The 519-nt window shown below is 38.5% G+C and carries 1 pseudogene; it reads right to left on the reverse strand.

Features of this window, described 5'->3' with window-relative positions:
* Positions 1-457 (reverse strand): annotated as a pseudogene (locus tag MiAbW_RS19250) (hypothetical protein); the annotation flags it as partial.
* Positions 458-519 lie beyond the last annotated feature (62 nt).

Here is a 519-nt window from a genome sequence, read left to right on the forward strand (position 1 = left end):
AACCGCTACCCGATGCAAATTCCGACTTGATTTTATTGGCAATTGCGGTTAATTTTGTTTTAGTGATAGTTTGAGAAGTTTCATCTATCAATCTGAAACTGATTTGAGCGCGAATCGGTTGATAGTCATCCGGGACAGCACTATCGTCTTGCCTAAAAAATAGTTGAATGATTGGGCGGAATGTTACCTCCTCTTGAAAAGAATCAACAGGAGTCCCATAAACATCGGGCTTTAGGTGGGCTTTGTGAAAGTTAAAATAAAAATTTATCTGCTTCATCAATGACATATTTTGAGAGTCATTAGGCATGATTAAGCAGGAGCGTTTAGCTGATTGGCGGCCGTTAATATTTTCTGGTATTTGATCGGGGTCAACGTCTCGAAAATATTCATTGACTTCTCGGTTGTAAGTCTTTCTTAAAAAGCTTTTTAAAAATTGCCACTCGGTACTAACTGGCATCGCTAGGCGCTCCTTCTTTTAAATCAGATTTATCTATGTCAGTCGATTGTGATTCTTGTTTC

Origin of the sequence: Microcystis aeruginosa NIES-4325, from assembly GCF_008974145.1 — a bacterium.
GTDB lineage: Bacteria > Cyanobacteriota > Cyanobacteriia > Cyanobacteriales > Microcystaceae > Microcystis > Microcystis aeruginosa_G.